This is a genomic window from Anaerobutyricum hallii DSM 3353 (assembly GCF_000173975.1).
Classification (GTDB): Bacteria; Bacillota; Clostridia; order Lachnospirales; family Lachnospiraceae; genus Anaerobutyricum; species Anaerobutyricum hallii.
Genome location: NZ_ACEP01000141.1, coordinates 1 through 26,145, shown reverse-complemented (window position 1 = coordinate 26,145; position 26,145 = coordinate 1). Strand labels below are relative to the sequence as shown.

At 37.8% G+C, this 26,145-nt stretch carries 19 protein-coding genes and 2 pseudogenes; 10 read left to right on the top strand and 11 right to left on the bottom strand.

The features are described 5' to 3' along the window. Positions 1 to 413: 413 nt before the first annotated feature. From thrS to EUBHAL_RS12955, 4 genes are all read right to left on the bottom strand, one after another. The gene (gene thrS / locus EUBHAL_RS12970; protein ID WP_005350791.1) at positions 414 to 2,189 is read right to left on the bottom strand and encodes a threonine--tRNA ligase; all 1,776 of its coding nucleotides are present in this window, start codon (positions 2,187 to 2,189) and stop codon (positions 414 to 416) included. A gap of 496 nt (positions 2,190 to 2,685) precedes the next feature. Continuing rightward, entirely contained in the window at positions 2,686 to 3,924 is a 1,239-nt protein-coding gene (locus EUBHAL_RS12965) for an NAD(P)/FAD-dependent oxidoreductase (RefSeq protein WP_005350787.1), read from the bottom strand. 501 nt (positions 3,925 to 4,425) lie between these two features. Then, entirely contained in the window at positions 4,426 to 6,666 is a 2,241-nt protein-coding gene (locus tag EUBHAL_RS12960) for a SulP family inorganic anion transporter (protein WP_005350785.1), read from the bottom strand. Positions 6,667 to 6,810: 144 nt separating this feature from the next. Further along, complete coding sequence (locus tag EUBHAL_RS12955; protein WP_005350783.1) at positions 6,811 to 7,263, bottom strand: DUF2798 domain-containing protein; 453 nt, start codon at positions 7,261 to 7,263, stop codon at positions 6,811 to 6,813. 97 nt (positions 7,264 to 7,360) lie between these two features. Between EUBHAL_RS12955 and EUBHAL_RS17340 the strand changes: the two are divergent. From EUBHAL_RS17340 to EUBHAL_RS12940, 4 genes and pseudogenes are all read left to right on the top strand, one after another. After that, positions 7,361 to 7,429, top strand: a pseudogene (locus tag EUBHAL_RS17340) (DUF6783 domain-containing protein); the annotation flags it as partial. A gap of 571 nt (positions 7,430 to 8,000) precedes the next feature. Further along, positions 8,001 to 9,902 (top strand): OPT family oligopeptide transporter, encoded by a 1,902-nt coding sequence (locus tag EUBHAL_RS12950; RefSeq protein ID WP_005350781.1) that lies wholly within the window; start codon positions 8,001 to 8,003, stop codon positions 9,900 to 9,902. Between the two features lie 132 nt (positions 9,903 to 10,034). Continuing rightward, positions 10,035 to 10,388, top strand: a complete 354-nt coding sequence (locus EUBHAL_RS12945) for a PqqD family protein (protein WP_044923531.1) — start codon at positions 10,035 to 10,037, stop codon at positions 10,386 to 10,388. 71 nt (positions 10,389 to 10,459) lie between these two features. Continuing rightward, complete coding sequence (locus EUBHAL_RS12940; RefSeq protein ID WP_005350775.1) at positions 10,460 to 10,825, top strand: hypothetical protein; 366 nt, start codon at positions 10,460 to 10,462, stop codon at positions 10,823 to 10,825. Between the two features lie 196 nt (positions 10,826 to 11,021). Here EUBHAL_RS12940 and EUBHAL_RS12935 read toward each other — a convergent pair whose 3' ends face one another. Then, on the bottom strand, positions 11,022 to 11,606 hold the full coding sequence (locus tag EUBHAL_RS12935; protein WP_005350773.1) for a 50S ribosomal protein L25: 585 nt from the start codon (positions 11,604 to 11,606) through the stop codon (positions 11,022 to 11,024). A 448-nt stretch (positions 11,607 to 12,054) separates the two neighbouring features. Then, positions 12,055 to 12,738, bottom strand: a complete 684-nt coding sequence (locus EUBHAL_RS12930; RefSeq protein WP_005350770.1) for a Crp/Fnr family transcriptional regulator — start codon at positions 12,736 to 12,738, stop codon at positions 12,055 to 12,057. A 91-nt stretch (positions 12,739 to 12,829) separates the two neighbouring features. Here EUBHAL_RS12930 and EUBHAL_RS12925 point away from each other — a divergent pair, with 91 nt between their 5' ends. Further along, a complete protein-coding gene (locus tag EUBHAL_RS12925; RefSeq protein ID WP_005350766.1) occupies positions 12,830 to 13,165 on the top strand; it encodes a cupin domain-containing protein in 336 nt (111 codons plus the stop codon). A 211-nt stretch (positions 13,166 to 13,376) separates the two neighbouring features. Continuing rightward, positions 13,377 to 15,011: a hydroxylamine reductase gene (gene hcp, locus EUBHAL_RS12920; protein WP_005350764.1), complete on the top strand. Its 1,635-nt coding sequence runs from the start codon at positions 13,377 to 13,379 to the stop codon at positions 15,009 to 15,011. Positions 15,012 to 15,030: 19 nt separating this feature from the next. Here the strand turns inward: hcp and EUBHAL_RS17335 are convergent. Continuing rightward, positions 15,031 to 15,120: pseudogene (locus tag EUBHAL_RS17335) on the bottom strand (hypothetical protein); the annotation flags it as partial. A 554-nt stretch (positions 15,121 to 15,674) separates the two neighbouring features. Between EUBHAL_RS17335 and EUBHAL_RS12915 the strand changes: the two are divergent. The 3 genes from EUBHAL_RS12915 (at position 15,675) to pyk (ending at position 20,267) form a co-directional block, all read left to right on the top strand. Then, positions 15,675 to 17,330 (top strand): MBG domain-containing protein, encoded by a 1,656-nt coding sequence (locus EUBHAL_RS12915; RefSeq protein ID WP_005350761.1) that lies wholly within the window; start codon positions 15,675 to 15,677, stop codon positions 17,328 to 17,330. Positions 17,331 to 17,432: 102 nt separating this feature from the next. After that, positions 17,433 to 18,725, top strand: a complete 1,293-nt coding sequence (locus EUBHAL_RS12910; RefSeq protein WP_005350757.1) for a homoserine dehydrogenase — start codon at positions 17,433 to 17,435, stop codon at positions 18,723 to 18,725. Between the two features lie 120 nt (positions 18,726 to 18,845). Continuing rightward, a complete protein-coding gene (gene pyk, locus EUBHAL_RS12905) occupies positions 18,846 to 20,267 on the top strand; it encodes a pyruvate kinase (RefSeq protein ID WP_005350754.1) in 1,422 nt (473 codons plus the stop codon). Between the two features lie 99 nt (positions 20,268 to 20,366). Here the strand turns inward: pyk and EUBHAL_RS12900 are convergent, their stop codons facing one another. Next, complete coding sequence (locus tag EUBHAL_RS12900; protein WP_005350753.1) at positions 20,367 to 21,926, bottom strand: AAA family ATPase; 1,560 nt, start codon at positions 21,924 to 21,926, stop codon at positions 20,367 to 20,369. A gap of 340 nt (positions 21,927 to 22,266) precedes the next feature. Next, a complete protein-coding gene (locus tag EUBHAL_RS12895; RefSeq protein WP_005350750.1) occupies positions 22,267 to 23,220 on the bottom strand; it encodes a GTP-binding protein in 954 nt (317 codons plus the stop codon). Between the two features lie 267 nt (positions 23,221 to 23,487). On the opposite strand from EUBHAL_RS12895, the gene EUBHAL_RS12890 reads away from it, so the two are divergent. Continuing rightward, complete coding sequence (locus EUBHAL_RS12890) at positions 23,488 to 23,862, top strand: DUF6483 family protein (protein ID WP_005350747.1); 375 nt, start codon at positions 23,488 to 23,490, stop codon at positions 23,860 to 23,862. 62 nt (positions 23,863 to 23,924) lie between these two features. On the opposite strand, the gene EUBHAL_RS12885 is transcribed toward EUBHAL_RS12890, so the two are convergent. Next, the gene (locus tag EUBHAL_RS12885; protein WP_044923528.1) at positions 23,925 to 24,695 is read right to left on the bottom strand and encodes a TIGR03915 family putative DNA repair protein; all 771 of its coding nucleotides are present in this window, start codon (positions 24,693 to 24,695) and stop codon (positions 23,925 to 23,927) included. A gap of 32 nt (positions 24,696 to 24,727) precedes the next feature. Continuing rightward, entirely contained in the window at positions 24,728 to 26,020 is a 1,293-nt protein-coding gene (locus EUBHAL_RS12880) for a putative DNA modification/repair radical SAM protein (RefSeq protein WP_005350741.1), read from the bottom strand. Positions 26,021 to 26,145 lie beyond the last annotated feature (125 nt).

The window sequence follows — 26,145 nt, the reverse complement described above, 5'->3', positions numbered from 1 at the left end:
GGTAGAAGTTTTCTACTTGCTCTTAAAATATTGTGAATAGATGTTTTGTATTTAAATAGAAGTGGTAATGAATTGATATTGATAACAACAGTCTGCTTTTTATTCTGAAAATTATTGAAATATTGCTGAGGTAACCATTAAAAAAGCTAAATCATCCCCCTGTTCCCAGTCATTCTCGAATAAGCAGAAGACATCAGCTTCTGTCCCCCAATCCCCTCCCCCTGTTTAATTCACCTTCTCCAGCCACAGCACAGAAGCCATTGCCCCCAATAAGGCATATTTGTGGTCTCGGAGCAAGTGTTGGATGCGAGCGAATAGAGCGAACATTCAACACGCCGCGACTAAAATCACAAATATGCCTTATTGGGGGCAATGGCTTCGTCTGTAGTTCGCTTAATGAATTAAATAGTAATTTAATACTGAGATTCTTCTTTGATAATTGCGGCAAATTCCTCCACGCTCATTGTGCCAAGTTCTGGGCTGTCATTCTCATCAATAAGATCTCTCTTACGAACAGAAACCGTTCCTGCGCTCTGCTCTTTTTCTCCGAGAATAAGCATATAAGGAACTTTCTGGAGCTGTGCCTGTCTGATTTTATAGCCAAGTTTCTCGTCGCGGTCATCGACTTCTACACGAACGCCGCTTGCTTTGAGTGCTTCAGCAACCTGTTTTGCGTAATCTGCAAATTTGTCGGATACAGGAAGAACTTTTGCCTGTACCGGTGCTAACCATGTTGGGAACTTTCCTGCATAATGTTCAATTAAGATTCCGATAAATCGCTCAATAGAACCAAATACAACACGGTGAATCATGATTGGACGATGTTTTTCTCCGTCTGCTCCAATATATTCTGCCTCAAATCTCTGTGGAAGCTGGAAGTCAAGCTGGATTGTTCCGCACTGCCATGTTCTTCCGATAGAATCCTGTAAATGGAAGTCAAGTTTTGGACCATAGAATGCGCCGTCTCCCTCATTTACTTCGTAAGGAATATTCATGGCTTTGATTGCATTTTCCAATGCATTTGTTGCTACTTCCCACTCTTCTTCTGTTCCCATGCTATCAGCTGGACGAGTGGATAATTCTACATGATAAGTAAATCCAAATTTCTTATATACTTCATCAATCAATTTTACGACTTTCTGGATTTCATTTTCAATCTGCGCCTCTGTCATAAAGATATGGGCATCGTCCTGTGTAAAGCATCTTACACGCATCAGTCCATGAAGCTGTCCGGACTTTTCGTGACGGTGCACAAGGCCAAGTTCCCCAAGACGAAGTGGAAGTTCTTTGTAAGAACGAGGCTCCATCTTATAAACAAGCATTCCACCTGGACAGTTCATTGGTTTTACAGCAAAATCCATGTCGTCAATTACTGTTGTGTACATATTTTCTCTGTAATGATCCCAGTGTCCTGATGTTTCCCAAAGCTGTCTGTTTAAGAGGATTGGTGTGGAGATTTCTTCGTATCCTTCTCTTGTATGCATCTTTCTCCAGTAATCAATCAGAGTATTTTTCAGAATCATTCCCTTTGGTAAGAAGAATGGGAATCCCGGACCTTCTTCCATGATGGTAAATAATCCAAGTTCTTTTCCAAGCTTTCTGTGATCTCTCTTCTTTGCCTCTTCGAGCATATTCAGATAATCTTTTAACTCAGCAGCTTTTGGGAAAGAAATTCCATAAATTCTTGTAAGCATTTTGTTCTTTTCATCGCCGCGCCAGTACGCACCTGCTGTAGAAAGGAGCTTAATTGCCTTGATTACACAAGTATTGGATACATGAGGGCCTGCACAGAATTCTTCGTAGTCACCCTGTTTATAAAATGTGATTGTCTCTCCTTCTGGAAGTTCCTCAATCATTTCTACTTTGTAATCTTCCTGTCTTTCTTTCATGTAATCTAAGGCTTTTTCTTTTGTAACCTCAAATACTTCTAATGGCAGAGACTGCTTTACAATCTTCTTCATTTCTTTTTCGATTGCTGCAAGATTTTCCTCTGTAAATGGGAAAGAGAAATCAAAATCATAGTAAAATCCATTATCGATTGCTGGTCCAATCGCACATTTCGTATCTGGATATAATCTCTTTACTGCCTGTGCCAATACATGGGCGCTTGTGTGCCAAAACGCTTCTTTTACTTCTTTTTCTTCAAAATTACCTTCGATTACCTGTCCATTTTTTTCGAGAACTTTCATTTCTTTTTACCTCCAAAATAAGAATGAATCTGATTTGGGAACGTTAATAGTAATGAATATAGACCGCTGCAGCTTACAACTAAAACATATTTGATTAAAAAGTCTACATGTCTTACTTTTAATTTATATCAAAAAAGCACCCACAGATTACAGCATAGCTATAATCTAAGGGTGCATTAAATACACGGTTCCACCTTATAGTTTCACTTCAGATTCTCTAAATTAAATCCTATCCCTTAACGCGGGCATACGGCAACACTTGTGAAATATCTTAACATTCATCAGGATGCTTCTCTTGAAACATCTTCATATAATCTGTATAGTTCTTTTAAAATATTTCTTTTTCGCATCGCAGCTCAGGAATGGTTTTCATATACTTCCTCATAAATAACTCTCAGCAACTGTTACTCTCTCTGTATGATTTCGATTATATTACTCGTTTCCCTCATCGCTTTTCCTTGTTTCGAGTGTATGGTAGCACTATTAAAAATATTTGTCAATCATTTATTTTACTTTTTCTGGTCAAAAAACTCTTTATATTCTCTCTTACATTTTCTTTTACATTCGCAAAATATTGTGAACGCACAATCTTTCTTTCCGGATAGAAAACTTCTCCCCATGGATAAGATTCTGTAGCCCCATTTGTTTTTTGTCCATTTATGATAGCATCAGTTAGCAACATGGCTGCTGTCATTGCGGAAGTCATTCCCCAGCCATTAAACCCTGTAGCAACATACATGTTCGGGGTCTTATCTGAATATGGTCCGATATACGGAATTCCATCCAAACTCACACAATCTTCTACTTCCCAATGCTCCCGCTCTATTGCCTCTGGATAATACGATAAAATCTTCTCTCTGAATTCATTCCAATCACGTTCTTCCTGCCCTACTCTGTGGGTAGCTCCTCCTACAAAAATCATATCTTTATATCCTCGCAATGCCAGTCTGTTATCAGACGCATCTGCATACATTCCATGAAGCTCCGGCACATGATCAAGGGCCATGATATAGGAACGATTCTGATATAGCTTATTATTATATCCTCCTGCTTTCTTATAAAATGGAAAATGTGTTGTACAAATGATATTTTTCGGAATTGTTATATAGAGTCCGCTCCATGTTGTTCCATTTATCCAATCATCTACAGGCATTTCTTCAAAAATAGTTACCTTATCTGACTTTTCAATATCTTTTACCAGACCATATAAAAACTTTACAGGATTCATCTGCGCCTGATTCGGAAAACGTACTGCTCCCGCCGTATCAAATGGAAGCTCCGGTGTCTCACAAAATTCTGCTTTCATACCAAGAAGACTGGCTGCACGCACTTCCCTCTCAATGCATTCTTTGTCTGTTCTTGAATAAATATAGGAACTTCTCTCCTCAAAATCACAATCTATAGATGCTGCCAATTCCCGATACTTATGCAATGCGAGTTCGTTCGCTTCAAAGTACATGCGGGCCTTCTCTTCCCCCAAAGTTTCCAGCAATCTGCTGTATATAAGGCCATGCTGCGACGTAACCTGTGCCATCGCATGTCTCACAGTTCCACTGCCTATCCTGCTTCCCTCAAGAAGCAGACATTCCACTCCCGCCTCCTTTAAGAAATACGCACATAGAAGACCACATAATCCTCCTCCGACAATCGTGACATCTACTTTTTTGATACGAGTCAGCTTTTCATATTGAGGCATCTGTATTCTACCACCATCACTCCATATAGAATCTGACATTTTTCATCCTCCTGTTAATTTACTTCTCTACATCTTATTCTCTCTTAAAATCTTCTCTAATATTTTTATTATACACTAAAAAAGAAAAAGAATATTATTAATTTTTCTTAAACATTCTTTTTCTTTTCTCTATATCATTTTTCAAAATGACCTTATATTTTTTTAATTTATAAAAATATTATCAAAATATTTTTATGGATATATTTCTTTATAACTGAGATGTTTTTTCTTCCCCATAAATTATAAAAAAATTTCTGATTTCAATGTAGCCAAAGACAGAAAATCGAAGCAGCATCTCACCCAATCTACGACTTCAGAGCTGTGAGAAAACAACCTCCGTTAGAAAGGTCCCTCATTAAAATTATTGATTTTGCGACTTTTGTGTTTTTTACAACGGAGTCAAAATCAATAACTTTTAATGAGGGGCTTTTCATAGAAGACTTCCTCTCGCTGCGACTACAGCCACAGAGATGTTGCTTCGATTTTCGTCTGTTTGTCTAACTAACCCAGAAATTTTTCTTCCAATTCATGTAACCTTTTTGCTGCTTCTGGATTCTGTTTTTCGAGTCTTCTTTCTAAATGTTTGCGGCTTTCTACTAACTTCTGCCAGATTTCTGGATTTTCCTGTTTTAATTCCATTTCGAGATGCTGGCGGCGTTTTTCAATCATTTGGAAGATAAGCTGTTTGTTCTTGTCTTCTTCAAGATTTGCTGAGAGTTCATCCAAATGAAGCTCCATCCTCCGAAGTACCTCATCCTCATCAATAACTCCGAGATTATGCCATGCCCTCATCTGTCTTGCGAGACCACTTTCTGAGATTGCTTCGAGTTCTGGCCAGTGATGTAAATGGGAAATGACCTGATGAACCCGTTTTTCAATCTCATTTACAGTATCCTCACCAAATGCCCATGCAAATTCTTCGAGTGTATTTTCTTCCTCAGCTGGGAGAGTATGCAGCCACAATGTCTTTTTAATTTTTTCTATATTTTTTGTGTTATGTTTATGTGACGACAATGCTTTTTCTGCATTTTCCTGTAACTCTTTTAAGTTTTCCTGCAAATCTGCCGGAACTCCTTCTAATGGAAATGGCTTTTGTAATCCAGAATCTAAAAGAGCCGCCGTAATTGTTCGTCTGACACAGCCTTCTTCAATCAAAGATCCCATTCCCAAATTGCGAAGCTGTGTGTTAAGTCCCTGCATATGTTCTGTGATATAGAAAGCAATTCCTTTTTTCTCCAGATTATTCTTCAGCATAAGAAGCGTATCTGCCGCTGTAATATCAATATTCGTGATTGTTCCCGCATCCACAATTACCGTTTTCGTATCCTCTTTTAAATGATTTTCAATATCTTCCTGAAACAGCTTGCTATTTGCAAAGAACAGGCTTGCATTAAAGCGGTAAATCACTGTATTTTCAATCGGATGTGCATAGTGATTTTTATTCAAATCATAAAATCCATCTCTTCCAGGTATCCCTCCAAGAAATGCCCTTGGTGGATTTGTCTCACGGATAACAACTGCAACAAAGGAAAGAATTATTCCAATAATTACACCGTAAATAGTTCCCAGGAATAATACCGCCATACAAGCAGCCACAAATATATAAAATTCTTTGCGGCTTACCTTAAATAATCGCACTGCCAAATGCCATTCCACAACATTCATCAGCGCCGAAATGACTATAGCTGTCAGTACCGGAACAGGCAAATATCCGATAAAGCCCGCGGCAAAAAGCAGAACTGCCACCATTGTAACTGCTGCTGTAATCGAAACTGCCTGCGTCTTTCCGTCAAATTGCTCATTCATCGAAGTTCTGGAAATACTTCCATTTACCGGGCAGCTGCCTGTAAACGCAGAGATAATATTTCCTGCTGCACAGGCCAAAATTTCTTTATTATCATCAATTTTGTAACCATTTTTTGCTGCAAAATTATTCTCAGAAAGCAAAGTTTCGGCCATAACAACAACTGCAATCATCAGGCCTCTGCCTGCCGCGTGGCTTAAATCCACATGGAAAATGTCTGGTAAAATAAACTTAGGAAGTCCTGGCTCAACTTTTGCTAGCAAAGTAACTCCGTACCTGTCTACATGGAATACCATTGTTGCAATCATTCCTAATGCCATAATCACAACCGCCATCGGAAACTTAGGCATAACCTTTTTAGAAATAATAAGAATTGCCAATGCGCCAACACCTAATGCTACTGACACCCAGTTAATATGCTGTGCTATCTCATATAAGTGCTTTAATAATTCTGGGAGTTCACCCGAACCAGACTTGCCACCCATGATTTTAGGAATCTGCATCAAAATAATCGTCAACGCAATCCCACTGATAAATCCGCCCATAACCGGAGTCGAAATAAATGTAACAAGCTTGCCTGCTTTCAAAAAATAAAATAAAAGCAGCCACAAACCAACAAATAATGCGATAACTGGGATATACCGCAGAGCATCTGCACTGCCGCTCTCAATTCCAAGACTCGCCAGTGCTGCTCCCGCAATGGCCGCCGGTGCCGCATCTACTCCAAAAATAAATTGCGGTGATGTGGAAAAAAGTGCAAAAAATAAAATGGGAAGCACAGAACCATACAGTCCAAAAACTGCTGGCAATCCTGATACTTCCGCATATCCCATAGAGATAGGAATAGAAACCGCCGCTATCATAATACCTGCTGCGATATCTTTTCCCAGATATTCTTTTTTATAATTTTTCAATGTAGGAAATAAAGAACTCTTCATATATAGTATGCCTTCCTTTCTGCAAAACTCACCATATAATATAGAAGATTCTTGGGAGGTTGTAAAGGGGGATGGGCGAAAACCAGAGCTGTGATAGAAAACCGTCACTGAACACTGGGGACTGCTATAGGAGGGTAATTTAGTTTATTTTACAAATTTTCCGAACACATTTCTTACCAGCGGACCTGCAAAGAAAATCTGCCAGCAAAGTGCCATTGGAAAATTAATTACTGTTGTCTGTAACCACTGTGCGATAATCTCACTTCCTGGATGTTTGAATAATGCAGTTGCGATAAAGCTCATGACCGGACACATCAGGCAGACAATCATAGAACAGATTGCAAGTGTAATGAATATTGGTTTATCTGTTGGGGATACAATACGGAATGCAAGGAATTTTGATAATTTTTCAACTACGAAAAATTCTAAAATAGCTGCAATCGGCCACATAATTGGCATCTCGTGAAATGCGAGTAAGAAAATCTGGTTGCTCATACCACCTTTATCGATTGCGATATTGTAGCAAACCATTGCGTAGACCATGACAAAAGCCATGATAATTGTAAAAATAACGTTCTGTAACTTTGTTTTTGGCATAATCAGCTGCCTCCTTTTTCATTCTGTTTATCAAAATCTTAAATAGCTGTTTTTCTTAAAATAATCTTTCTCATTCAAAATAAATACTTTAAATTGAGGCGTGCAGATTGCTGGAATGATTTTTCAAACACGCTCTAGCTATTTAAACTTCGATGAAATAGCATAAAAATAGGCTGTGTTGTTCGTTATCAACATTTTATATGTTTGCAATTTTATATTTCATACACCTTTAAATATTTCTAAAATATAGTACTTTCTTAAAACTGCATACCTTTAAAATATTGTGCGTTTCCAATTAGACCAAAATATTTTTACGATATTTAATTTATTTGATACGGCTTGACATTATAGCATAAAGAAAAAATTTATGTAAGTCTTTTTTTATTTTTTTATTTTGTACATAATAATATCTCATTGACATTTTGGTATGTAAATTACCTATTTCTTATTGACCTGTATTGACTTTACTCGATGATACCTCCACATCGTTCGCTGAGTCATCTTGTTATGAAAAATATTCTGCATTATTTAGCTGAAAGTCAATGAAGAAGTACGCAAAAAAAGTTAATTTCACTAATTTTACAGCCATTTTCTACTACTTTATAGTTATTATTTATACCTAATAAGTTCCATAAACCACAAAAAAAGCACATTTTTTTACCTTTATTTCATTTTATATAAATGTTATAATTGTTATGTTTTTGTAAGGAAATTGTAAAAAAGAAAGGATAAACGTAATGAAGGAAAACAAAAACGATTTTAAACCGTATATTCCTGCGGACCAGGTAGTTCCGGAATTTACAGTCACAGCCTTAATTCTTGGTATTTTACTTGCAGTTATTTTTGGTGCTGCTAACGCATATCTTGGACTTCGAGTTGGTATGACCGTTTCCGCATCTATTCCTGCAGCCGTACTTTCCATGGGTATTATTCGTATCATTCTTCGTAAGAATTCTATCTTGGAAAACAACCTTGTTCAGACAATCGGTTCAGCCGGTGAGTCTGTTGCTGCCGGAGCAATCTTTACGCTCCCTGCTTTATTCTTATGGGCAAAAGAAGGTAAGATTGATTCTCCTAGTATTTTAACTATCTTTTTAGTTGCACTTGTTGGTGGTATCCTTGGTGTCTGTTTCATGGTTCCACTTCGTCAGGCTCTTATCGTTGAAGAACATGGTGTTCTTCCTTTCCCTGAAGGAACTGCCTGTGCAGAGGTTCTCCTTGCCGGAGAAGAAGGTGGTAACAAAGCTGGTATCGTATTCTCCGGTCTTGGTATCGCTGCTATTTACAAATTCATCGCTGATGGAGTTAAACTTTTCCCTAGTGAAATTGGTTATGATATTCAGGCATATGCCGGCTCTTCCGTAGGTATTCAGGTTCTTCCTGCCCTTGCCGGTGTTGGTTACATCTGTGGACCTCAGATTTCAAAATACATGTTCGCAGGTGGCACTTTAAGCTGGTTTGTACTCATGCCTATGATTGCATTATTTGGTAAAGATGCTACCATCTTCCCTGGAAGTGAAGTAATTTCTACTCTTGCTCCAGGATCATTATGGGGAACTTATATCAAGTACATTGGTGCCGGTGCCGTTGCAGCTGGTGGTATCATGAGCTTAATCAAGACTTCACCACTCATTGTCCGTACATTTAAACAGGCAATAGGCAGCATGGCTAAAAACCGCGCTACTGCTGATGCTTCTCGTACACAGCGCGACTTACCAATGCCGATTATTCTTGGTATTATCGCTGTTATTGCTGTTGCCATCTGGTTACTTCCAATTTTCCCTGTAAGTTTCCTTGGTGCAGTTCTTGTTGTTATATTCGGATTCTTCTTTGCAACTGTTTCCGCCCGTATGGTTGGATTAATCGGTTCTTCTAACAACCCAGTTTCCGGTATGGCAATTGCTACTTTAATTATTTCTACTTTAATTTTAAAAGCTACAGGAACTACAGGAACTACAGGTATGATCGGTTCCATCTGTATCGGTAGTATTATCTGTATCGTTGCTGCTATCGCCGGCGATACTTCACAGGATTTAAAGACAGGTTTCATCGTAGGTGCTACACCTAAACTTCAGCAGATTGGTGAAATGATCGGTGTTATCGCTTCTTCCGCTGCAATCGGATATGTTTTATATCTGTTAAATGCTGCATGGGGATTCGGTTCTAACGAAATTCCTGCTCCACAGGCTACAATGATGAAGATGCTCGTTGAAGGTATCATGAATGCAGAACTTCCATGGGCACTGATCCTTGTTGGTGTATTCATCGCTATCGTTGTTGAGATTCTTGGTATTCCAGTACTTCCATTTGCTGTTGGTATGTACCTTCCATTCTCACTGAGTGCCGGTATTATGGCTGGTGGTGTAGTTCGCTGGATTCTTGAACGCCGTAAAGCAGCAAATGAAAACGAAGAAAAAGAAAAGAAAGCTTGCATTGAACGTGGAACATTATTTACTTCCGGTCTGATTGCCGGAGAGGGACTCATGGGAGTTATCCTTGCTATCTGTGCGGTAGCAAAAGTTGACTCTAAGTTTGTTTCCCCTGTTGCCCTTCCACAGATTGCTAGCTTAGTTATTTTCATCATTTTACTTGCTTATTTATACTTCTTATGTGTAAAAAAGAACAACAAAACTAATTAACAATTAAATTACAAAACATATTTCATTTCTGGCAGTGAGAGAACCTCTTTCACTGCCAAAATTATTTATACACTTTACGAACTATATTCTAACCGTTATAATCATATTTACAAATATATGAAAGGAGTCCCTATGGCAAAACAGAAAATAGATAAAAACTACCTTGATTTTATCCCAGTAAAAAATCCAGAAATAAAATATGAAACAAACGACAAGGGAAACATTACCGTCTTCATTCGCTGGGAAGGTTTCTTTAACAAAATCGCCCAGAAATTCTTCCACCGTCCAAAAGTAAGTTCTATCGACCTTGACGATTACGGCAGCTTCGTCTGGAACATTATTGATGATAAAAAAGACATTCACACACTCTCCCAGGAACTCGATGCTCATTTCCCTAAAATGGAAAAATCACTCTCCCGCCTTATTAAATTTCTCGAAATTTTGAAAGACCATCATTTAATTACTTATTCAGAAAAATTAAAATAAAAAAGATATAAACTACAAATAAAATGGCTAACAAAAATCACATAAAAAATTAAGATAAGAAGGGAGCACCCATGGAATTACTGAAAAATCTGATACATTATCTCCCCTATATCCTACTCTTTGCCGTAGCCACTATGTTAATCTACGGCTGGGGATTGTGGCGTTCCATGCACCAGAATCAGGATTTAAACAACCTCCTGACCTCTAAGGGAATCAGCCGGATAAAAAAAGAATTAAAACGCAATGGGAAAATGACAAAAAAGGAACTCTCTGACTGTGTAAAAGACTTAACCGCCAGCCAGCCATTTAGTAAACAGCGAATCGGAGTCACTAATCCAAATCAGTTTTTGGATTCGCTGCTGCCTTATATGGAACGACAGGAAATGATAAGCAAATCTAAACAAAACGGCAAGGTATACTATGATTTGATTCATTAACCAACAGACACCCACGAAGAGAAACGATAGGCTATCGTTTCTCTTCGTGGGCTGACAGTGACTGGATTTAGTTGAATTAATTAGTTGAATTAATTAGTAAAAATCAGGTGCAGCTCATAACCTACATATATAAAAGGCTCCAGTATATATAATATACTGGAGCCTTTTATATCTTATTATCTACAAGCTACACCGCTTATTCTTCAGCAGCTTCCTCAGTCTCTTCTTCCTCTGGAGCATTGTGTACTTCTGTTACCTGTACAACTGTCTCCTCCGGATTCGTCTTCAGATGGATACCTTCTGCAGTTGCGATTGGTAAATCTTTTACTCTGATAGTATCACCTGCTGTCTTACCATCTAAATCGATTTCAACTTTTTCAATCAGATTTTCTGGTAATGCTTCATAACTGATTTCCTCTAATAATAATTCTACGACACCAGATTTTACTTTCTCATGATTTAAGAGTACAACTTCTGCTACAGAATGTACTTTTTCACCTTTTACTAATGCCTGGAAATCCATTTCTACAATCTCATGTTTCATTGCATTGTAGTCAATCTCTTTTAATAAGACTGGCATTTTCTGTCCTTCAACAGTGAGAATTAACTGACTTCCCTTATTACAGGTTCTTAAGATTCTTTCTGCCTCTTTTTTCTCGATTTTCAGCGGCATGGAGCCTTCCATGTTCTTACCGAACACATTGCCTGTAACAAATCCTTCCCTTCTAAGCTTTTTTGCCTTGATCTGCATATCTCTTTTTTCAGCACTTAAAGTATTCATTTGTCTTTTCCTCCAAAATGTCTGATGCTTAGAGGCCCTACTTTATCAGGTCTGATAAGTATTTTTTACGGTTATTCTTTTTAAATAACCTCTTCTTTGTTACGGTGCAATTATAGCACTGCTGTCAGAAAAAAGATTCACAAATATTTTTATTTTCAAAGAATTTTTTTATTAATTTTTAAAAATATTTTGTAAATGTATAGACAATTTTAACAAAACATTTTTTCTGTCACTTAACAGATATTCCATAAAACATTTTTCCAGACATTCATTTTTACTCAAAAGGTGAAGTGGATTTAGAAAATACTTTCTACAAAATGTGTATTATATTCATGGAAACTTTCACCAAAGCAACAGTAGTTCATCATGGACTACGTCAACTGAATAAAGTAAAATATCCCACAAATCAGGAAGAGTACAGATTACTAATTGATTCTTCAAACAAATTCTAAGACTCTTCTTCAAATAATTCCTGCACAGATAACAGACGAAAATGACTCTTTTTCACATAAATCAATCCTTCTTTGGACATTTTCCCAAGTTCTTTGGACAGTGCGGAACGGTCTACGCTTAAGTAGTCTGCAAGCTGCTGGCGGTTAAATGGTATATCGAATTCTTTACTGTTACATAGTACTGCCTGATTCGATAAATAGGATAGCAGTCTTCCCCGGATAGATTTGGAGGAAGTGTTAAAAATTCTTCGGGACAGGGCGAGATTTTTCTGTGCGGAAACCTGTAAAAGATTTTTTATGAGTTCATTATGGAAAATGCAGGAATTGGAACAAAGGTGGAGCATTTTTCCCACATTTAAAAATAAAATTTCTGTATCTTCTGCCGCAATGACATTAACTAACATTTTCTGGTCTGGGATACTGGCATAGGTTTCTGCAAAGATTTCTCCTTCACCGGCCCGCTCTAGCACACTGCGGTTTCCCCAGATGTCATCATTTTCTATTAAAACACTTCCTGATAAAACAATGCCGATACAGGATACGACTTCACCGACCCGGTAAATCATTTCTTCCTTTTTATATTTGCGTTTGCCCGCCTTTAAGCAGGACAACATCTGCTCTGTTTCTTCCGGCGTTGCCCCCTGAAAAAGCACTGTTTTCGATAATTTATAAAAATCCATATTTTTTCTCCCCGTTTGTTGTCAAAACAACATATTTATCAAATCAACTATATTATACTGCGTATAGAAAGTCAATTAAAGGAGGATAACAATGGCTTATATCAAAAATATTTCACATGAAGAAGTTTTACATCTTACTGACCAGATTTCTGCCGATAAAGGACAGATTGTCAGCAAAACTTTAGCACAGAACGATTATGTGAGTGTGACTCTTTTCGCATTTTCCAAAGATGAAGAAATCGCTACACATGATTCTACCGGTGATGCAATGGTTCTCGTTCTTGAAGGAACCGGTCAGTTCACTGTTGATGGCAAAGAATATATTTTACAGGCAGGGGATACCCTTGTTATGCCAGCGAAAAAGCCTCATTCTGTTTACGCAAAAGAAGACTTTAAGTGGCTTCTTACTGTTGTATTTCCTTCATAATAGAATTTATAAAAATGTACTCTTAAAATCTTTTCAATTTGATTTTATGAAGTTATTTTTTGTCAGCTTCACTTAAATTTTTTAGCACTATCTTTTTATTATTAAAAAAGTTGCTATAAGCACCATTTACGTGAATACGTTGGAGATACACCATAATACCAGCCTATTAAGATTTAAAAAGTATATTAGAGTAAAAAGGAGATTAACTTTTATGGAAAACCAAATGTTTTGTTATCAGTGTCAGGAAACTGCCGGATGCAGTGGATGTACCCGCGTTGGAGTCTGTGGAAAACAGCCCGATATCGCTGCCATGCAGGATTTATTGGTCTATGTTACAAAAGGAATTTCTGCGGTAACTACTACTTTAAGACAGGAAGGAGTAGAGATTCAGCCAGCAGTCAATCACATGATTACACTGAATTTATTTACTACAATCACCAATGCCAACTTTAGCAAAGAAGCAATTATCGCCCGGATTCAGGAAACGCTTTCCGAAAAAGATTTGCTCCTTTCTAAACTAACAAATAAAGATGTACTCCCAGAAGCAGCTCTCTGGAACGGCTCCGTGGAGGAATTTGATACAAAAGCTGCAGCTGTCGGTGTTCTTTCTACAGAAAATGAGGACATCCGAAGCCTTCGTGAACTGATTACTTACGGATTAAAGGGACTTTCCGCTTACTCCAAGCATGCAAATGTTCTTTTACAGGATAATGAAGAAATTGATGCATTTATGCAGCGTACCCTTGCCGCAACTCTTGATGATAGTTTATCTGTCGATGATTTAATCGCGCTTACTTTAGAAACCGGAAAATACGGTGTAGAAGGTATGGCTCTTCTTGACAATGCCAATACTTCTGCTTACGGAAACCCAGAAATCACAAAAGTAAACATCGGTGTTGGCAGCCGTCCGGGTATCCTTGTTTCCGGACATGACCTTCGCGACCTTGAAATGCTACTCGAACAGACACAGGGGACGGATGTGGATGTATACACACACTCTGAAATGCTTCCAGCCCACTACTATCCTACCTTCAAAAAGTATCCAAATTTTGTCGGCAACTATGGAAATGCATGGTGGAAACAGAAAGAAGAATTTGAAAGCTTTCACGGTCCAATTCTCATGACAACAAACTGTATCGTTCCACCAAAGGACAGCTATAAAGACAGATTGTACACAACAGGTGCAACCGGATATCCAGGTTGCAAACACATTCCTGGAGAAATCGGTGAAGAAAAAGACTTCTCCTCAATTATCGAACAGGCAAAACACTGTACTCCACCAGAAGAAATCGAACATGGAGAAATTGTTGGAGGCTTTGCCCACAACCAGGTACTTGCCCTTGCCGATGATATTGTTGCCGCTGTAAAGTCCGGCGCAATTAAAAAGTTTGTCGTTATGGCTGGTTGTGACGGTCGCATGAAATCAAGAAACTACTACACAGATTTTGCAAAAGCATTGCCAAAAGACACCGTCATCCTTACTGCAGGCTGTGCAAAATATAAATACAATAAACTTGATTTAGGAGATATCTGTGGCATTCCACGAGTACTCGATGCCGGACAGTGCAACGATTCCTACTCCCTCGCCGTTATTGCCCTCAAATTAAAAGAAGTATTTGGACTTGAAGATATTAATGAACTTCCAATCCTCTATAACATCTCCTGGTACGAACAGAAGGCCGTTATTGTTTTACTTGCCCTTCTCTATCTTGGAGTGAAAAATATCCACCTTGGACCAACTCTTCCAGCTTTCTTATCCCCAAATGTGGCAAAAGTTCTTGTAAATACTTTTGGTATTGCAGGAATTGGAACTGTTGAAGAAGATTTAAAACTCTTTGGATTCTAGAGCATGTCTGAAAAATGCTTTCTGCAAGATATGCGTTACAATTTTCAGCATACTTTAAAAATACGGCAAATTTGATTTGTGACGTCCTCCCCCACCTATAGGATGCCACTGAAAAAGTCTTTTTTCGTGTAAATCAATACGAAATAAAGTATGTTTGTTAACTTTACAGTGCTATATATTGTATGCAAAGTTAATTTTTCAGTGGTGTCCCTTAGAGGTCGGAGTCTTCTTGCTAGAAAAGGATAAAAAAGAAGCAAAAATTTTCTCATCTATTTTTATATTTTTGATAATATTTTAAGATGACATCTGTTTTTGCTTCTTTTTTATATGTAATATTTTTTCAAGCATACTCTCTCAAAACAAACTCATTTTTTATATTTTAATTATATTTTTTATACAATTAAATTATCAATACATACCTTTTGTCCGGTTAAAATTTTTTTATTTCTATTCTTCTCTTTTTGTATAACAATACTACAAATTATTGTATCATATTTTTTCCTTTGAAATCAAAAAACTACGCTTGCAAAACATTTTTATATTACTTTATTTATTGCTTATTTCCAAGACCTCTGCTATAATAAACTATACTTTTATATAACTTTCGTAATTTTTTATTTCAAAAGAACTACGGCAAATTTAAGAAAGGATGTTGAGGAACAAATGAAAAAAAGAATCTACAAAAATCTTTTAGCACTGACTCTTGCTTGCTCCGTTGCATTAAGCACCGCACCAGTTTCTTCATTCGCAAGAGACGTTGCTGCAGTATCTGAGAGCGAAGCTACTACAGAAGCTCCTAAGGAGAAAGCAACTGAAGTTGAAAAGAAGACAGAAGTTTCTAAAGACGCAACAACTGTAACTGAAAAAACAGAGGCTTCCGAAGAGAAGACTACTGCCGCTGAGAAGACAGAAGCTCCTGAGGAGAAGACTATTGCTGCTGAAAAGACAGAAGCAGAGACTTCTGAAGAGAAGACTACTTCTAAAAAGACAAAGACTTCTGAGAAAAAGGCTACAGACCCAGAATGTGTTAAACCTGACAAGCCAGTAGTTGATGGTCCTACTCCAGAAGGAAAGAAGGATACAGATGAGGCTACAAAGCCTTCTACTGTAACATTACACTTCAATCAGTCTATGCCAGGACATGTTTTATCTGTCAGCAAAGCAAGCAGCTTTAACTTTGGTGGATATGCAAGCGACAAAAAAGCTACTGTAAAGGCTTCTTACGTTGGAATAGCTTGGAATGGTAAAGGATACTCTTCCAGCACACCTTCCTACAAAGCAGGAACTTATACAGAAACTTTATATGTTACTGACGCAGCTTACTCTGCTACACCAATTTCAAGAACATATACAATCACAAGAGCTAACACTCATATTATCATCAACAATCCAGTAGATTGTACATATGATGGTTCTGCATTTGCTGTAGATGCAACTGTATACGATGATAATAACAATGAAGTTACTAAAGCTAACGTAACTTACATCAGAGTTGATGGCGGCAAGTATATTTACCTCGGATTCACTGCTCCTGTTGAGGCAGGTGCATACATTGCAATCGCAACGTATCCTGGAGATGCAACACACCGTCCATCTGCTGCAAAATCATTCTTTATTATTCATCCAAAGGCTGTTAAGGTTAACATCGACTATAAAGAAAAATACGTTGGTGACAAAGATCCTGAACTTACTTATAAAGCTGAGGGTGTATTAGATGGTGATTCTCTTGGACTTAAGCTTACACGTGAAGCTGGCGAAGAAGCTGGTTACTATGATATCTACCCAGATACATCTTCTCTCAATCCTAACTATAAGTTAGCTGAGACTCCTGATGGAACAGATCATTTCCATATCCTTAAGAGAGATTCTGGAGAAACTCCTAACCCAGGTACAACAGAAACTCCTAACCCAGGTACAACAGAAACTCCTGACCCAGGTACAACAGAAACTCCTGACCCAGGTACAACAGAAACTCCTGACCCAGGTACAACAGAAACTCCTGACCCAGGTACAACAGAAACTCCTGCTGATGACTCATCCGCCACTACAACTGAAACTCCAGCAGACGACTCATCCGCTACTACAACTGAAACTCCAAGTGTAGATCCATCTGAAAATACAGATCCTACTACAAAAACTACTAAGAAAACAACTACACAGAAAAAAGCAAACACTAAAAAAGCAACTACTAAAAAGAACAAAAAATCCAAATCATCCAAAACTGGTGATGCTTCAAACCCTGTTCTTTACATGGTTGTAAGTGTATTTGCACTTGTTATGTGTGCATTTATCGTTCTTCGTCGTAGAACTGACAGATAGTTCTGACAACTGAACTAATTAAACAAACTAACTAAACAAAACCCTCAGGATTTTCTAATCCTGAGGGTTTTAAAACATCATTCATAAAATTGGAGGAAACATATGGAAACAGCTCAGAACAAAATTGTAAAAGCCGCTTTATTAGGTGCCGGTACTGTCGGCAGTGGTGTATATCAACTTGTCCAGGAACGTCAGGAAGATTTTTCTCATATTTGTGGTACACAAATTCAAATCACTAAAATTCTTGTGCGTGATGCCTCGAAAGAACGAGAAGGTATCCCTTCTCCCCTTCTTACAGATAACTGGAATGAAATTATTGAAGATGACAATATTTCTATTATTATTGAAGTTATGGGTGGTATTGAACCTGCAAAGTCTTATTTGCTTGAAGCAATGAAAGCTGGAAAACAGATTGTTACAGCAAATAAAGATTTAATTGCTGAACATGGGCATGAACTTTTAGATTCTGCCGAAAAATATGGCTGTGATTTCAAGTTTGAAGCTGCCGTTGCAGGATGTGTCCCAATCATTCAAGTATTAAAACAAAGTATGTCCAGTGAAAATATTACTGAAGTTATGGGGATCGTAAATGGTACAACAAACTATATTCTTACCCGTATGACACAGAGTGGTATGAGCTATGACGAAGCGTTAAAAGAAGCTACAGATTTAGGATATGCTGAAGCCGATCCTACTGCTGATGTTGACGGTCTTGATGCCGGTCGTAAAATCGCTATTATGGCATCCATCGCATTCCATTCTCGCGTTACCTTCTCTGATGTCTATATTGAGGGAATCCGCAATATTACCGCAAAAGACATTTTCTATGCAAAAGAATTTAATTCTGTCATCAAACTTGTCGGCATTGCAAGAAAAGATGAGGACGGCATCGAAGTAAAAGTTCTTCCAATTTTAATCCCACAGGATCATCCTCTGGCAACAGTAAATGATTCCTTTAACGCTGTATTTGTTCACGGAACTGCATCCGATGATACAATGTACTATGGCCGTGGTGCAGGCAAACGTCCGACTGCCAGTGCGGTAACCGGGGATTTATGTACAGTTGCAAGACATATCGTTGAAAAACATTCTAATCTTCATGTCTGCTCCTGCTACAAAGAACTTCCAGTGAAAAATATTCAGGATACTTATTCCCGTTTCTTCCTCCGTCTGCAGGTAGCTGACCGACCAGGTGTTCTTGCGAATATCACAAGCGTATTCGGAACAAGTCAGGTAAGTATCGCCCAGATTATTCAAAAGTCCCGCCAAAATGGCAATGCCGAACTGGTTATTATTACCGATGAAGTAAAAGAACTGTATTTTACCGATGCCTTGAACATTTTGAAAAGACTTTCCATAGTTAACAGTATTTCCAGTCTGATTCGTGTATATTAAGAAGATTTTACGTTCATTTCTCATAAATACCTTGAAATACCCGTTGACAAATCAATCGAAATTATTAAAATAGAATGGTAATACTAATTTTAACCCAAGGAAATAGGAGGACTTATTACTATGCGAAAAACCAAGATTATCTGTACCCTTGGACCATCAACGGATAAAGGTGATGTTTTAGAGCAGTTAATGCTCTCTGGTATGAACGTTGCCCGTCTTAATTTTTCTCATGATACTTACGAGAATCAGAAGAAAAGAATAGATAAAGTAAAAGCTTTACGCACAAAGCATAACCTTCCGGTTGCATGTCTGTTAGATACAAAAGGACCAGAAATTCGTCTTAAAACATTTAAAGACGAAAGAGTTACTCTTGAGATGGGACAGGACTTCTGTCTTACTACAAGAGATGTAGAAGGAACAAAGGATATTGTCAGTGTTACTCACAAAGATTTACACAAAGATATCCATGTTGGTTCCAGCATCTTAATTGATGACGGTCTTGTAGGATTAAAAGTAGTGGCTATCAAGGGGCAGGATATCCACTGTAAAGTAGAGAATGGCGGAACTATTTCTAACCGTAAAGGTGTTAACATCCCTGGTGTTGAACTCTCCATCCCATTCATGAGTGAAAAAGATAAAGAAGACCTTTTATTCGGTATCAAACAGGACGTTGACTTCGTTGCAGCTTCTTTCACAAGAACAGCAGACGATATCAAAGAAATGAAAGCGTTCTTAAAGGCAAACGGTGGCGAAGATATCCGTATCATCGCTAAAATCGAAAACTCTCAGGGTGTTGATAACATCGACTCTATCATCGAGGCCTGCGAAGGTATCATGGTTGCCCGTGGTGACATGGGTGTAGAAATCCCTGAAGAAGAAGTTCCAATCATCCAGAAGATGATTATCAAAAAAGTAATCGCAGCAGGTAAAGTAGTTATCACAGCTACACAGATGCTCGATTCCATGATGAAGAACCCTCGTCCTACTCGTGCCGAGACTACTGACGTAGCTAACGCTATCTACGACGGAACAAGTGCTACTATGCTTTCTGGTGAGACAGCAGCAGGTGCTTATCCTGTAGAAGCTGTTAAGATGATGGCAAGAATCGCTGAACGTACAGAGAAGGAAATCAACTACCGCAAACGTTTCAATGATATGGCTAAATACACTGACCCAGGTATCACAGACGCTATCTGCCATGCTACCTGCAGCACAGCTTACGACCTCGACGCAAAGGCAATCATCACTGTAACTAAGAGTGGTTTCTCTGCAAGAATGATTTCCAAATACCGTCCAGGATGCGACATCATCGGATGCGCTATGGATGAGAAAGTATGCCGTCAGTTAAACCTTTCCTGGGGTGTTCGCCCAATCCTTCTTGGAGAAGAATGGGAAGTATTCGTACTCTTCGAACGTGCAATCAATGCATGTAAGAGAGATGGACTCCTTGAAAAAGGTGACGTTACTGTTATTACTTCTGGTGTACCAATCGGACGTTCTGGAACAACAAATATGTTAAAAGTTCAGGTTGTAGACGATTAAATACTAATTTGATGGGGAGACAGACGCCGCTTTAGCAAAAGATATTGAGCTAAAGCGGCGTCTGTCTCCCCGGCAATTAGTATTTAAATTTCTGAAGATTTACAGCTCCTCTATCATACAGGTATGATGTTTTTCTGAGTCATAATTGATTCCAACTAAGAGAATCTTTCCCTGATATCCGGACAAAGCTCCCTGGTAGCGTTTTTCTTTAATCTGCTTGAGCGCTGTTTCTGCGGATTGATTATACTTTAATTCTATAATCATCGCAGGACGGTTTCCTGCATTTGCTCTTGGAAGAAAGACAAAATCAGCGAAACCTTTTCCTGATGGCATCTCCCTAATTACATTGTAGTAAGCGGGTGCAGTAAAGTATGCCATTGTGAGGACACAGCTCAATACATTCTCATCATTGTATTTCAATATGGATGTATATGTTTCATGCGCAAGTCCAATAAGTTCAGCCACTCTTTCGGCATTACCATCAATTGTTTCATCTAATAGTTCATCACACTTAGAAATTGATTCTGCAATTTCTTTCCATGAACCTGTCTGCAATGCTAATTCAAATGCCGTTGCCACCTCATAATTTGGAATAAATGATTTCTTTCTATCTGCATCATATCCAAGATATCCCAAATGAATTAAAGCTGTTAATGCATCATCTTTTGACGTTATTATAGAAAAATCATTTTGGAATGTATTTGTATTTATGCGAACTTTACCACCAGTTAACATTTTCATAACATCATCTTTTAACCCAGCATAATTCATGGTGATAAAGGTATTTATTGTATCAAAAGCAGAGGTATTTCTCCAGTAAGAATCTATTTTATGCCTTTCTAATGCCTGTGATACAGAATTAGGATTATACATATGCTCTCCATCAATCAGATACCCATTATACCATGCTTTCACTGTTTCAAAATCCATACTATAATCTTTACATAAATCTTTAACTTCTTTTTCAGTAAAACCATAGTATTCTGTAATTGGATAGGAATCTAACATCGTATATTCCTGAAAATTATTTAAAGCAGATTCATCTTTTATCTTCTTAATTGGTAATATTCCCGTGATATATCCAAGTGCTAAAAAGCTTTTCGATTCTTCTGACTTAAACAAAGAATGTAGAAATTGCAAATATTTGTGGACTAAAGCCTGATCGTGGCTATTTCGGATAACACAATCCCATTCATCAATGATAATAACAAATGGAATTCCTGTCAGCAAATAAATATCCTGTATCAGCAAATAAAAATCTCTCTTATAGTTTAATAAATCCCCATATATTTTTTGAAAGTCCTCACAAACACGTTCTTCTATCGATTCTATTAAATCTTCTTTATGATAATCCCAAACTGATGAAATATCCAAATGGATCACATTATATTTATTTCGATATTTTTCATAGTCTGGATCTGATGCAATCTTAGTATTTTCAAATAATTTTGAGGAATCACTACCCAGACTATAGTAAGCATCGATCATTCCGGCAGCATGGGACTTACCAAAACGTCTGGCATGACTAACAGCGATACATTTTCCATTCGTTCCTAATTTTTTGTTTAAAAATTTTAAAAGTTCTGTTTTATCAATATAAATTTCACTATTCTTATCCTGTGTAAAACTTCCATTCCCCGGATTAAAAAATGTACCCATTTTCTCCCTCCTGTTCTTTATAAATACTTCTATTCATAGTGTATCACATTTTTGTAAATCTAAATACTAATTTGCTATTTGTTATTAAAAACAGACAGGCGCTGAAACAAAATTTTATGCTGAATTGTAAGAATACTATGATAAAGAAAAAAGAATGGTTATAAGTATTGCATTTTATGACTTTGCGCTATGGAATTCTGACCATAGGAACTTGGGACTCGTTTTTCCCAAGTTCCTGTTTTTCTGGGCAGAATGGAATGCTTAGCGCAACGGAACAAAATCAAACTTATAACCATTCTTTTTTCTTTAGAATACTCCATACAATTCAGCTCAATATCTTCTAGCAGAGCGGTGTCTGTGTCCCCATCAAATTAGTAGTTATCTTTTCTTTGTTTAGTTTTTCTCCTATTACTATGAAGATTTCCTGTCCTTTTTTTATCGATTGTATAGTAATATTTTGATGTGTGGCATTAAGTTCGATCCACTGATCTGGTTTTGTCTGCATAAAGCCTTTTATTCGGAAGATATTCCCACATTCTTTGTCGTTAAATATTTGTTTTACTTTTTCTTCAAGTTTCTCTACCGGCATAGTTAAATTCATAAAATATAATGACTGAAATGCATCTTCTTCTGCAATGTCTTTTTTCTCATAATCTGCACCAGCATAGCCTGCTGACTGAATTTTTTTAAAATCTGCATCAGAAAGTTTATTCCAATCTTTGGCAAAGATTTCTTTTTCAAATCGGCGGTCGCAATGGACAGATTCCATTGCTTTATTAAGGTGTGCTTTTGTGCGCTCTATATCGATTTCTGCTGCCTCCTGCGCTTTACTTAATAAAACAATGCCTGCATTGGCTACTTCCGATGCAAGGATGAATTCTGCGTCTTCTGAGAGGTTCTCTTCAAGCATTGCATCTACAACTGTAATTACATTTCCTATTTCATACCATCTGTCAAGCGGAGATTCATGAAGGGCATCGAAGAATTCGTCCATATCGAAAATTCCGGACGGCTCGATCAATACTCTGTCATATCCGCACATTCCCATTGCAATAAGTTTTGTGCGAAATCTTCTTCTATGACAATCTTTATCGCATCCACCTGCTACCATTTCCAATGTACATTTTTCTCCTGCAATGTCCTGAAGTAACATCATATCGACATTTACTGCCCCAAAATCATTCTCTAATATACCGATATTTAATCCCTGATCTATAAGATACTTTGCATATTTTTTTATAAATGTGGTCTTACCCGAACCTAAGAACCCTGTAATTAAATCTATTTTTACCATTTTATTTTTCCTCCTGTTTTGGCAAAGATATTATAACAAAAAAATGATTTTGATTCTATGACAAAATACATAGATTAAAATCATTTTTATAATTCTGAACTTTTATAGGATTTTACTTGATTGCCATAAGATAAATATTGAAATTTCCGCGAACTCTAGTGTATAATTATAAAGTTTAATAATGCTATGTACTTCGGGATTCTTCACATCCTTACTTTTGTGAGAAGAGTCTGTGAGTGCATTATAAAAAACAGGAGGTTTTATAACATGCTTCGTGATGATTTTGACTTACGTTTAACAAATGAATTAATAGAAACTTATCTTAAAATTGCCTATGGAATCAAACCTGGATGCTGGCTTGATGCTGAAAAAGGTCTTCTTCAGGAAAATACGCTCTATCCTAAGTTAAAGCAAATGATCAACGATGGCAATATTAATGATGCAGAAGATATTCTATATGAATATGCTAATCCAATTAATCCGGACATATTAAAAGTCGGTCTGTTCTTCTATTATGATCTAAACCGTATGGCTGATGCTGAACTTGAAGCAGCAGACTTCACTCGTGATGAAGTAAAAGAAGGCGTACAGGAATTACTTAAAATCTACGATCAGGAAAACTTTGGAACAATTTTTCGTTAGAAACCTGATTCTTTCAGGATTAATTTATGTTCTTCATGCTGCAAAATGCCGCAAACTTATAATTAATCCTGCATTTCTGACATGTGCTTTCTGTACCAGAGCGGTATAAGATTGCGCTGACATACGGGATTCTTACGTTCTTTAATCCCAATCGTCTGAAAGAATGTTTTCCACAGTGCAGTCATACTATCGGTATCCTTTGCTGCAGATTCTCTTGCCAGGAATTCTGACATTTCTTCTTCGGAAAGAGATGTCAGATAATATGGCTGGTCTGCCGGATGTACCACTGCTGTTCTTCTATTATCATCTATAATCATCCAGTCTTCAGAAGGTAATCTATCCACAAAATGTGGTGCAAGTAAGGTAACGACATCACATTTGGGAGAAATTATCCCCACAAGTATGTGATGATTCATCTCGGTAAACCGAATACATTCCCGAAATATATGTGCTTCATTACTTGCTTTTCGTTCTAACTCAAATATTTTCATTACGATCGGATTCTGTAGCGAATCGAGAATCTTCCTGCCATAATGGAATCCCAATATTAAAAAACGATAAATACTATCAAGCTTCTCCTCTTCATCTGCTGCCATCGCTGCATGATATACCATCTGATATGCATGAAAGGAAATCTTTTGCTGAATCGTTCTTATCACACTCTCTGTTTTCTCTTTATCTGCCTCCACATGACGGTATTCACAAAAAAGTTCCATTGTTCCAAGCGGCTCTGTTCTTAACTTTATATTGTTATGTCCAAGATGGGATGCCCACGCTTCATAAATACAGGTCATCATATCATCAAATCTATCTTTACATGTAAAAACTACCATATCATTTCTGCTTTCTTTAGGTGATGGGGAGTTCACGTCAAATTAAAATCATCAAATAAAGATAACTGTCTGTATGTTGTTGGATGCTCTATCTTCCAGTTATCTTTCTGATTCGTCCCAATAAGCTGGCGGGTAATAAAGTCTTCTTCTATCGGTGTATGATACTTCATCTTACCTCTGCAGGTTATAAAATAAACTGCCCGCTTTAATACAACTCCCATCTTCTTGATATCTTCAAAATCAAGTGCCGCCTGTCTTCTTGCCCTGACAATTCGCCCTGCGGACTTATTCCCTATTCCCGGAACACGAAGCAGCTGTTCATAGCTTGCCTGATTAATCTCTACAGGAAAGTATTCTAGATGTCGCAATGCCCAGTCGCACTTCGGATCTATAAATGTATTAAAATTCGGCCGGTCCGAACTTAGGAGTTCATCCGCCTGAAATCCATAATACCGAAGCAGCCAATCTGCCTGATATAAACGGTGTTCCCTCAAAAGAGGGGGTGCGGTTCCAATTGCTGGAAGTTCCGGATCATTTTGTCGCCTATTTACATTATCATTCTTCTTAACAGATTTCTGCGCATCTTCCATTATAGAAAATACAGACTTCTCCTCAACAGAGGAAGTATTCTTCTCATTAAATATACTATTCGACAAATATTGATTTCCCTTCGCCCGCTCCATTCGTCTATCCTTACCAAGTGCTACTCTCTGCGTCTGTATTCCTCTCTGAATCTGCTGAATCGGCCGAATCAGATTCTTTGGCTTCTTATTCGGTGCCAGTCTCTTCAAGCCTTCGGCAGTAGGTAATTCCAGATTCACACTCATTCTGTCTACTAAAAATCCAAGTGCATATATAATATCATCCGGTGCCCCTGGTATCGCCTTCACGTGAATATAACCATTAAAATGATACTTATTCCGAAGCATATAAATCGCCTCATACATTCGCTCCATCGTATATGCCGGACTCTTCACCACCGCAGAACTTAAAAACAGCCCCTCAATATAATTCCGACGATAAAACTCCACCACAAGCCTGCAAATCTCTTCCGGGGTAAATGTTGCTCTTTCCTTCTCGTTCGCAGCACGACTCGGACAATACTTGCAGTCAAAAACACAATCATTACTAAAAAGAATCTTCAAAAGAGAAACACACCGTCCATCGGAAGAAAATGTATGACAGATATCCACAGATACCGTATTCCCGAGATGCCCCTTCTTCCCTCTTCGACTTGACCCACTCGAAGTACACGCAACATCATACTTCGCCGCATCTGCTAAAATCTTTAACTTTCTCTCCAAAGGAATCTCTCTTTCTGTCATAGTATCACCTCTTCATAAACATATGTTCCGAAAATTTGTTTGTGTACATTCTAACACACCTCTCCTACAAAATCAAGAACTTCTGATTTGCCGCAGGCAAGAAGACGCCCCCAAAGAGAGACACT